The organism is Chloroflexus sp. (assembly GCF_034432675.1).
Taxonomy (GTDB): Bacteria; Chloroflexota; Chloroflexia; order Chloroflexales; family Chloroflexaceae; genus Chloroflexus.
The window spans coordinates 1-10,398 of record NZ_DAOUBI010000137.1 but is presented as its reverse complement, the minus strand read 5'-3'; the positions used below and the strand labels follow the sequence as shown (position 1 = coordinate 10,398).

Below are 10,398 nucleotides of genomic sequence, written 5' to 3'. Positions count from 1 at the left end.
GCCCGCCTTGTCGAGCGCGGCTTTCATCTCGAGCACCGCCGGCTTGGTGGGCTCCAGCACCGCGTCCAGTCGGCGGATCACCGTCATCGGGAGAATGACATCGCGATATTTGCCGCGCACATAGAGATCGCGCAGCACGTCGTCGGCGATGCCCCAGATGAAGTTGGTGATCCAGGTGAGTTGGCCGTTTTGCATATCAAACCTTCCCGTAAAATAATCGCGTCGTTTTTGGTGACGGCCAGCCGTACGTCCAGCGCTTGTTCTGGTGCAACCGGCGGCATTCGGCGATGTTGTCGGCCAAGAGCTCGATGCCGTAACAGCACATCAGCGCCAAGAGCGCATAGTGCTGCCGCTCAAACCTGGATTTGCCGTATTTTATCTCTACCGCGGCGAGCTTGCGGCGCAGGATGGCCACCAGGAAGTTGCCGCTGCCGCAAGCCGGCTTGAGGAAACGGGAATCGATGCGCTCGGTCTCGTCCTTCACGAGGTCGAGCATCGCCTCGACCAACCACGCGGGGGTGAACACCTCGCCGTGGTCGGCGACGCGCTGCTTGGACTTGACGTAGTTCATAGGCGGATGCTCTTGGGCGATACGCGCTCGGTCACTGCGGGCTAACGATCGGGTAAGCTGTCTGTGGACACACTCTGTATCATGCAATGCTTAAAAAGCTCTGCATTCAGGATAGTAAACTACACGTTAAATTGCCGCCAGAAGAGCTGCTCGTACTCTCGAGCTGCCTTCTCAACCGCTTCTTTCGACATTAGATGCATACGAACCAGAAGCTGACCCAGGCTATAGCGCTTGCCTTGCTGATCCAGGCGAATCTGTTCAGCGAGCACTGCTTCCAGTTGGGCAGCAGTGATATATCCCTTTTCAACCAGATATTCGCCTAACACCTGGGGTGCTGTGCGTGCCCGACTCCGCTCTTGCTGCTGAATGATCAAGGCTTTGGCGAGTTTGGCAGGTGTGATCATGCCACGCCGTAAAAGTAGTTGCCCGATCCGGCGATCTGATACCAGCAGACTACCGCGACGTTGCTCGGTCAGTACCTCGTTGAGTTCAGCTTCGGTAATGGCTCCTATCGAGATGAGAATGTCGCCGATTAACCGTGGCTTCGGTGGTTCGTGGAAATAGGGCGTCTTTACATCGGAAAGCAGTCGCATCGTGCGGATTTCGTTCAGCCGTTGCTGGGCAAACATGTCAGCAGGATCAACAGCCAGTCGTGCTTCCAGATAGGCAATTTGCAATTCCTCATCGTCGGGTGCCAGAATTGATGCCCGTTCCAGACAATCTTTGCGCTGGTGTGCATCTTGTACCAGTTTGCTCAAGGCTACCCAGGCATCACGACACTGGTGACCTTCAAGCAAGTGTTTACGAATACTTGTCATATCCTGGCTGTGTAATGCGATGAACGGGCACGGAACCTGACACTGTTTCATTTGGTAGACCCTGTCGTATACCCTCTGCATAGGTGCTGCGACGCAAATGTGATTTGCTTAACTGCTGTGTGTGACTTTATATTATACACGCTTAAGCTATGATTGCATAGGAGTACTTGCGTACTTATGGATACCGTTCATGCTCTTCTTACCGGTTTAGGGAACATTGGTCGCACCTTCCTTGAGATGTTAATCGCCGATCCTGAGCGTTTACCACGTCGCTATGGCTTCCGTCTCAACATTATCGGCGTTGCCGACTCTACGGGTGTCGCCCTTGATCCATCTGGGCTTGATCTGGCGGCGATTGTTGATCTCAAGCAACGTCGGCTCGGGATTCGAGAGTTGCCGGCATTTCGGCCCGATCTCAATCCGGTTACGCTGGTACAGACAGCCGAATATGATCTCGTGTTAGAAGCAACGCCAACCAATCTTCGTGATGGTCAGCCAGGACTTGACATCGTTCGCTCAGCGCTTCAACGCGGCAAAGCTGCGGTTCTGGCCAGCAAAGGCCCGCTGGTGCTGGCATTTCAAGAGCTGGCGAGGCTTAGCGATTGGGCTGATGATCTTTCACCCCATAGCCAGCGTCCACCGTTGCGCTTTTCTGGTGCGGTTGGCGGCGCTTTGCCGACGATTAATTTTGGCCGGCGTGATCTGGCCGGTGCCCAGATCGAACGCGCAGAACTGGTGGTTAATGGCACAACCCAGGTCATTCTCGAACAGATGGCTGCCGGTGCCGATTTCGCCACTGCCCTAGCCGAGGCACAGCGGCAGGGCATCGTCGAACCCGATCCCTCACTTGATATTGATGGCTGGGATGCCGCGAATAAACTGGTCATCTTCGCCAATGCGGTGCTCAATCAGCCGGCAACACTGGCCGATGTACAGGTGCACGGTATCCGTGAGGTGAGCGCCGACGATCTGGCAGCGGCCTGGCGTGCCGGTGGACGTGTCTCGTTGGTTGCCTCTGCCGTGCGTCAAATTGATGGAACGTATACCCTCTCGGTTGCGCCAACGGTGTTGACGGCCGACCATCCGCTGTCCCGACTAGCGCATGGTGAGATGGGTTTTGTCATCTACAGTGATAGTGCCGGGCGTTCAACTGTGAGCAGTCTCGAAGATGGTCCCCTCGGTACCTGTCAGGCTATGCTACGTGATGTGATTGATATTCGTCATCGGCTGAAGCGTCATTAAGGAATCAAACCGAGCCGTCGCCCGCGGGCGACCGCTTGCGTGCGCGAGGCGACGCCCAGTTTACTAAAGATGTTGTTAACATGCGATTTTACTGTACTGATGGCAATAATCAGGTGACCGGCAATTTCCTGGTTGCTGCGCCCTTCGGCCATCAACCGTAGTACCTCGATCTCACGCTGGCTGAGCGGTTCGGGCAGCGCATCAGATGAAGGCGTGCTCAGTACAGCCATCGGTGAAGGTTCGTAATCGTCAAGGAGTGTGAGCAGGTATTCACCAAACGGTGGCAGTCGTTGCCGGCTCAAAAGCTGGTTGAGGATGCGGCGTAGCGGTTCACCTGCCTGCTGAAAAGGGGCAACAATCCGTTCGCTGATCGCCAGATCGAGCGCACTCAGGATAGCCTCTGTGGCATCCTCGCCGGCTGCCGCTAGGGCCAATCCGCGCAGCAATGCCGCATCAAGTGGTGAGAGACGTTGCCAGAATTCTGTGCCTGATGGTGTACTTAATTCCATTGCCAGATCGTGCAGTGCCTGACAGTTGCCGGTCGCCTGGTAGCGAGCCAGCCGCCATTGATAGTGAGCACGAGTTATGTGTTCACGAGCATAAAATGCTGCTGTTGGCAGATATTGAAACTCACTTGGCGTGGTCACAATGTTGGTGATGAGTTGGCCGGCTGCTTCCAAGTCACCCTGCTCGATCATAATTTGAGACTCTAAACCATCCAGTACAGCGCGTACCCAGCCCACTCGCCGCTGGTGCGCCATAAAGCGGGCCTGCCGGATGATCCGTAGTGCGCTGGGGAGATCATTGCGGGCACGGGCTACCCGTGCCATGACGATCAGCAGGCAGAGATAACTGGTGGTATGTCCTGACTTGATCGCACTTTCCGCTTCGGCCAGGGCCGGTAAGGCACCGGCAAATTCGTGGCGGATCGTATGCAGGTCGGCCAGGGCCATGAAGGGTAGACCAATACCAGGAACGGTTCGATTACGCTGGTGATGCATCATTTGATCGATGGTGTCGCGACAGGCATTAATCGCGTTCGTGTATGCACCACGCAGCATGAGCGTATAAGCGTAATCGCTCGTTGCCATTGCTGAAATGTACGGCAGGCCAACGTGAAAACCGTTGACCATTGCTTCACTGAACGCCTGCTCTGCCCGTACCAGATCACGTTGGGCGATACAGGCGTAACCCAGGTCTTTAGCGATTCGCATCCGTAGTGATTGGTAATCGCTCTGCAACCAGTTCAGCGCTTGCTTACCTTCTGCTATCACCTGATCTGTATCACCCTGTAAGGCCGCCAGATGTACCCGTACCGCACTCAATTCACCGCGCAAATTCGCAATTGGTCCGATGGGTGTTGCTGCTCCACTGGCAACGCTGGCCAGGGCATGTTCGGCCACCGCAATCCAATGGGCAGCCTCATCAATCTGATAATCAGCCGTCGCCAGCCAGGCTCGTAAGAGGGCCAGTCGTGGATGACGCTCAAAAGCCTCTACAGGAAGAGATGGTAGCCATCGCCGGAGCGTTACCTCGCCGACCTGCGAAATCACCGCTAAACCAATTGGTTCCAGCATAGCAACAACATCGTCAAATGCCTGTGCCTGCAACGCATGATTGACTGCATGCGTCAGCATGCCATGCGCTGCGTACCACGCCCCGGCCCGACGATGCAGGATCGCCACCTGGTCTGGTGAGTGACTTGCCATTAGCCGATCCCGTAAAACCTCGGCGAACAGATGATGATACCGGTACCAGACCTGCTCGCTACCGAGTGGAAAGAGAAAGAGATTGTTGCGCTCAAGTTCGGTCAGGATTTGTTGACTTGATTGAACCGGTGTTTGCACCGCTGCTCCATCATAGATACCGATAACTGCATCGCATAGCGCTCCACAGAGTTGATCGAGGATGGATGTCTGAAGGAGAAATTGTTGTAAATGATGAGGTAGATGGTTAAATACATCTTCAATTAAATAATCTGCAACGTAGCGATTGCCACTGATTAATTCATCAATCAATTCACCACGGTTAACCCGATCACGGATCGCCAGTGCAATCAGTTGTAAGCCGGCCGGCCAGCCCTCGGTGTTTTCCAGTAATGCCACGATCTGATCACGACTCAGGGGCAGTTCCATCGTTTCAAGCAGAAAGGCTGCCGTCTCTTCAGGGTTAAAGGCCAGATCGAAACTATGCAACTCGGCGAGGTGCCCACGAGCGCGCCAGCGTGCCAGGGGCAGCGGTGGATCACGGCGACTGGCAATCAGCAAACGGCAACGTGGTGGTAGGTGATCGATGAGAAAGGTAATTGCGTTATGAATGAGCGGATCATCGATCAGATGGTAATCATCGAGCACAATGACCGTCGACCCGTCCGTCTCGGCCAGATCGTTCAGCAATTCGGCACACCATTGTGTCGTATCAATCTCAAAGTCTTCACTTAACAGTGCCTGCAACTGTGCACGTCGCTCATGTGGCAAATTACTCAACGCCTCCAGCAAGTAGGCCAGTAAACGGCGAATATCATTGTCGGTCTCATCAAGACTCAACCAGGCAATGTGTGACCATTCTTTGCGGGCCTCAACAATCCATTCAGCCAGCAACGATGTTTTACCGTAGCCGGCTGGTGCCGCAATCAATACCAATCGACTGTACAGGGCGAGCCGTAACTGTTCGTACAAGCGGGGACGTGGAAGCAACGAGGGCCGCACTTCCGGCGGCTGCAATTTGGTGCGCACAAGTGGCATCATATGCCGTCTCCGTGCAATGATGGGAAGTTGGTAGCTGGTTTGGAACACCGTTGCACTATCTAGTCTACCACGGCTGATATCCGAATGGTAGGTCGGTGTTATGCAAGATGGCTTGCACTTGTCTGCATCATCTGCATACGCTCTACGCAACGGATACATAACGCTATACCGGGAGTGTGTTGCTGAAAGCTTCCCGCTATACGCGAAGATACACCCATCACGTTGTGGATGTCCATTCCAGGTGAATGCCGTCTGCATATACGAGATGACTTCCGCCGGCAGCCCACTTTTCCTGATGGTGTCCTACCACGCCCAATGACAAATAAGCCTGACCGACTCTAGGGGTTTTCCCCTAATGTGCGACTAGGGGTGATCCCCCACCGTTTTTCAGGGCAAGACGACTGGGCAATCTGGTGTCGTTATGTTTCAATAGCGGTATCTGGATAGTGAATTGCTATGCACACAGGGAGGTGTACCGGCAGCAAACGATTTCTGCGTGTTGTGATCAATGTTGTTCGCAATAAGTTGGGATGTTTGTATTCAAGGAGGACTTTCATGTCGAAGAAGACGTTCGGGTTGTTGCTGTCTCTGTTGACAGCCATCGCATTCCTGTTGTCTGCATGTGGCAGTAGTGGCGGCACCGGTGGTAACACTGGTGGGAGTACGGGCGGTAACACCGGTGGTAGCACCGGCAATACGCAGCAGCTTGCGGTTGGGATTGTCCTTCCTACTAAAGATGAACCCCGCTGGATCCAGGACGAGACCCGCTTCCGCGAAGCATTGCAGCAGGCCGGTTATCAGGTTGAGATTCTCTTCAGCCAGGGCTCGTCGGCTAAGGAGAAGGAGAACGTTGAGGCATTGATTGCCAAGGGCATTAAGGTCCTGATCATCTGCCCTCACGATGGTACGGCGGCAGCGGCAGCGGCTGAAGCTGCGCGGGCGGCTGGCGTGAAGGTGATCTCCTACGACCGCCTGATCCGCGAGACCGATGCGGTTGATTACTACGTTACCTTCGATAGCATTGCTGTGGGTGCGCAGCAGGCGCAGTATCTGGTTGATCGGGCCAGCGGTACCGGTAATCCGCTCTACCTGTATGCCGGTGCAGCCTCAGACAACAATGCCTTCCTCTTCTTCGAGGGTGCCTGGAAAGTCTTGCAACCCAAGATTGCCGACGGCACATTCGTGATCAAGAATTCGGGCGAAGCAGTTGCCCTTCAGAACAAGCTCGACCTCACCCGCGACGAGATGGCAAAGATTATCGGTCAGGTGACCACCAACTGGGATTTCAACACCGCCAAGAATCTGGCCGAGGCAAACCTGACTGCGGCAACCGCTGCTGATAAGGGCAAAGTCTACATCCTGGCCCCGAACGACGGTACCGCTCGTGCGATCGCCGATGCCTTCGCGGCTGATAAGGATGTCACCCAGTACTTTGTCACCGGTCAGGATGCTGAGAAGGCTTCTGTGCAATACATCATCGATGGCCGCCAGTCGATGACTGTGTTCAAGGACGTGCGCACGCTCGTGCAAGACGCTATCAAGGCAGCGGTTGCACTCCTTCAGGATCAGCAGCCTGCAGCCCGTGGCGCTTACAACAACGGTAAGAAGGACGTCCCCGCTATTCAATCGCCGGTAGTGACGGTCACGCGCGACAACGTGCGCGCAGCCCTGATTGACTCCGGCTACTACAGCGCCAGCGACTTCACCAATCTGCCCTAAAAGAATCTCTCTTCATAAAGACCGGGGTTGCCTGTTGCAATCCCGGTCTGTTAAATGATGCCAAAATTGCGGTAAACTTATGAAACACACTCCGGTAAAAAGAATACACAAGGCGGTGTAGCATGCAGACCCCGATCCTGGAGATGCGTCAGATTACCAAAGAGTTCCCCGGTGTGCGCGCCCTTGATAACGTCACTTTCAGCGTGAAACGGGGTGAAATCCATTGTCTGGTAGGCGAAAATGGGGCCGGCAAATCGACATTGATGAAGGTCTTGAGCGGTGTCTATCCGTATGGCTCGTACAGTGGCGAAATTCTGATTGATGGTCAACCACAGCGCTTTTTCAGCATTGCTGACAGTGAGCGGGTTGGGATCGGTATCATTTATCAGGAACTGGCCCTGGTTCCAGAAATGACCGTCTACGAAAATATCTTTCTCGGCCACGAAGTTAGTCGTAACGGGATTATCGACTGGAACGAGACGATCCGCCGGGCCGATGAGATGTTGCGCAAGGTGCGGCTCACCGTGAATCCGGCTGCCAAAATCCGGGATTTGGGTGTCGGTAAACAGCAACTGGTCGAAATTGCGAAGGCGCTGAGCCGTGAAGTAAGAATTTTGATCCTTGATGAGCCGACGGCTGCGCTGAATGAAGATGATAGTGAGAACCTGTTAAACCTGTTACGCGAATTGCGCGATCAGGGTGTGACCTGCATTCTGATTTCACACAAGCTGAAAGAGGTGTTATCAGTTGCCGATACGGTGACCGTTCTCCGCGATGGGAAGACGGTCTGTACCCTCGATGCTCACAAGGGCGAAGTGAACGAACAGGCGCTGATCCGCAATATGGTTGGGCGTGAAATTACGAATATTTACCCGCCACGCAATCATCAGCCCGGTGACGAGATAATGCTTGAGTTACGCAACTGGACGGTCTATTCCGCAGAAGCAGGCCGCTATCTGTTGCGCGATGTTAATTTGCAGGTACGACGTGGCGAAATTGTCGGCCTGGCCGGTTTGATGGGGGCCGGTCGCACCGAGCTGGCGCTCAGCCTGTTCGGCAATGCACCGGGCTATCGTGTGAGTGGCGAATTGTGGCTTAAAGGTCGTAAACGTGAGTTCAGACACCCGCGTGAGGCGATTGCCGCCGGGATGGCTTATGTCTCGGAAGACCGCAAAGCAAAAGGCCTGATCCTCATCCAGGACGTGCGCCAGAACATCACGCTGGCGAACCTGCGTGCGCTGGCGAACAAGGGCGTTATTGATCGAAACGCTGAGATTCAGGTTGCTGAAGAATACCGTAAATCGTTGAATATCAAAACTCCTACCATCGAGCAACAGGTTGTCAATCTGAGTGGTGGTAATCAGCAGAAGGTGTGTCTCGGTAAATGGCTCTTCGTTCGCCCTGATGTCTTGATTCTCGATGAACCGACTCGTGGTATCGATGTGGGGGCCAAGTATGAAATCTATCAACTTATGAATCGGTTGGTCGAAGATGGTATGAGCATCATCACGATCTCATCGGAATTGCCCGAAGTCCTCGGTATGAGTGACCGGGTCTATGTCGTTTCCGGTGGTCGGATCAAGGGCGAACTACCAATTGCTGTGGCAACCCAGGAAAAGATTATGGCCCTGGCAGTCGATTATTAACGGTATATCCTCAACGAGGAGTGATGATAGGTGTTACATCAAGGTGAGGAGTTGGCATGGCTACCAGAACCCAAGTGAAACAGGCAACGTTTCTGGCTAATTTACAATATGTGCTGGGGCAGAATATCCGTCAATATGGTATGTTCATCGCCCTGTTCATCATCATGATCATCTTTTCAATCACGACGAACGGTATCTTTATTTCGTCGCGCAATCTGAGCAATCTGATCAACCAGACCGGTTATATTGCGGTGCTGGCGGTCGGGATGACGCTGGTGATCGTCATTCGCCATATCGATCTGTCGGTCGGTTTTCTGGCCGGTTTTCTCGGCGCTGTCGCCGCCATTGCTCTGCGTTTCTGGGAATTACCCACCATCGTGGTTGTGCCGATGGTGCTGGTGATGGGTGCTCTCGCCGGTTTGTTGACCGCTCTTCCGGTAGCTGAATTGAAGATTCCGTCCTTCGTTGCTTCGCTGGCCGGCTGGCTGATCTACCGTGGCGCCTTGCAATTGGTGACTGCCGGTACCGGTACGATTATCATCGAAGACGAGACATTTAATGCGATTGGTAACGGTTTTATTCCTGATGTACCTTTCAGCCTGATACCCGGTTATCACACGCTGACCTTATTGCTGGGTGTGGTGGCAATTGTGGCTTACGTTTTGAGTGAGATCCGCACCCGGAACAAAAAGCTGGCGTATAACTTCGAGGTGTTACCCATCGATATGTTTGTGCTCAAGCTGGTCTTCATCTCGACGCTGATCGGCTTACTGGCCTGGATTATGGCCGGCTACAATGGCCTATCGTGGACGATGGTCATTGTGCTGCTGGTGGTGGCAATGTATCACTTTGTGACGACCCAGACGGTGCTGGGACGGCATATCTATGCGGTTGGTGGCAATCCTGAAGCAGCCGAGTTGAGCGGGATCAGTGTCAAGCGCATTACCTATATTGTGTTTGCTTCGATGGGTATGCTCGCGGCTCTATCGGGGGTACTGTTTGCCTCGCGGTTGCGCTCGGCGACCACTACTGCCGGTACGCTCTTTGAGCTGGATGCGATTGCAGCCGCATATATTGGTGGTGTCTCGGCTGCCGGTGGGGTCGGGAATGTGATTGGCTCGATCATCGGTGCTCTGGTGTACGTCTCGTTGACCAGTGGTATGAACCTGATGGGTATTGATATTGCGTATCAATACATCGTGCGCGGTCTGGTACTGGTGGCAGCGGTGATCTTCGACGTTACCACGCGCCGGCGCGGTCGTTCGGCGTGACGATTGGCGATTGTTTCATCACATGGACGGCGATTGTTTCATCACTGGGTGATGGTTTAGGGGCGGGTTGCGAACTCGCCCCATCCTTTGTGTAAGGGTATCTGCTGCGCGACCTTCCGCATTTGTGATCAGTGCAACGCGGTACAGTCCTCATCTTTTCACCTACACTGGCTATGAGCAGGATGTCGGTTTTCCTGGCTCGTGGTGTTTGCATGGTGTACCCGGTGCCGATGATAGAACTTATTTCATAAAAAGCTGTACTATCACGCTCTCATAACCATCTCCGGTGCCATCACGCGCTGGGATAGGTTGTCTTGTTCGCTCATCATCCGCGTGTGGCGTCGTTTGGAGTGCGGCAGCCATGCTGCCGCGCCAGCCGTACAC

General features: G+C 54.1%; 7 protein-coding genes and 1 pseudogene. 4 read left to right on the top strand and 4 right to left on the bottom strand.

Translation table 11 applies throughout. The features are described from left to right. The 3 genes and pseudogenes from VAE55_RS10155 to VAE55_RS10145 form a co-directional block, all read right to left on the bottom strand. A partial coding sequence (locus VAE55_RS10155) for a type I restriction-modification system subunit M N-terminal domain-containing protein (protein ID WP_322815670.1) occupies positions 1–195 on the bottom strand: 195 nt, incomplete at its 3' end. A gap of 79 nt (positions 196–274) precedes the next feature. Continuing rightward, positions 275–571, bottom strand: a pseudogene (locus tag VAE55_RS10150) (DNA methyltransferase); the annotation flags it as partial. A gap of 119 nt (positions 572–690) precedes the next feature. Further along, positions 691–1,389, bottom strand: a complete 699-nt coding sequence (locus tag VAE55_RS10145) for a hypothetical protein (protein WP_322815668.1) — start codon at positions 1,387–1,389, stop codon at positions 691–693. Between the two features lie 177 nt (positions 1,390–1,566). Here VAE55_RS10145 and VAE55_RS10140 point away from each other — a divergent pair, with 177 nt between their 5' ends. Continuing rightward, positions 1,567–2,631: a homoserine dehydrogenase gene (locus VAE55_RS10140; RefSeq protein ID WP_322815667.1), complete on the top strand. Its 1,065-nt coding sequence runs from the start codon at positions 1,567–1,569 to the stop codon at positions 2,629–2,631. On the opposite strand, the gene VAE55_RS10135 is transcribed toward VAE55_RS10140, so the two are convergent. Beyond that, entirely contained in the window at positions 2,628–5,378 is a 2,751-nt protein-coding gene (locus VAE55_RS10135) for a LuxR C-terminal-related transcriptional regulator (protein ID WP_322815666.1), read from the bottom strand. The genes VAE55_RS10140 and VAE55_RS10135 overlap by 4 nt on opposite strands. A 555-nt stretch (positions 5,379–5,933) precedes the next feature. Between VAE55_RS10135 and VAE55_RS10130 the strand changes: the two genes are divergently transcribed. The 3 genes from VAE55_RS10130 to VAE55_RS10120 all read left to right on the top strand — a co-directional run bounded on the left by VAE55_RS10130 (position 5,934) and on the right by VAE55_RS10120 (position 10,014). Continuing rightward, complete coding sequence (locus tag VAE55_RS10130) at positions 5,934–7,097, top strand: sugar-binding protein (RefSeq protein WP_322815665.1); 1,164 nt, start codon at positions 5,934–5,936, stop codon at positions 7,095–7,097. Positions 7,098–7,219: 122 nt separating this feature from the next. Then, on the top strand, positions 7,220–8,743 hold the full coding sequence (locus VAE55_RS10125; RefSeq protein ID WP_322815664.1) for an ATP-binding cassette domain-containing protein: 1,524 nt from the start codon (positions 7,220–7,222) through the stop codon (positions 8,741–8,743). A gap of 56 nt (positions 8,744–8,799) precedes the next feature. Beyond that, positions 8,800–10,014 (top strand): sugar ABC transporter permease, encoded by a 1,215-nt coding sequence (locus VAE55_RS10120; RefSeq protein ID WP_322815663.1) that lies wholly within the window; start codon positions 8,800–8,802, stop codon positions 10,012–10,014. Positions 10,015–10,398 lie beyond the last annotated feature (384 nt).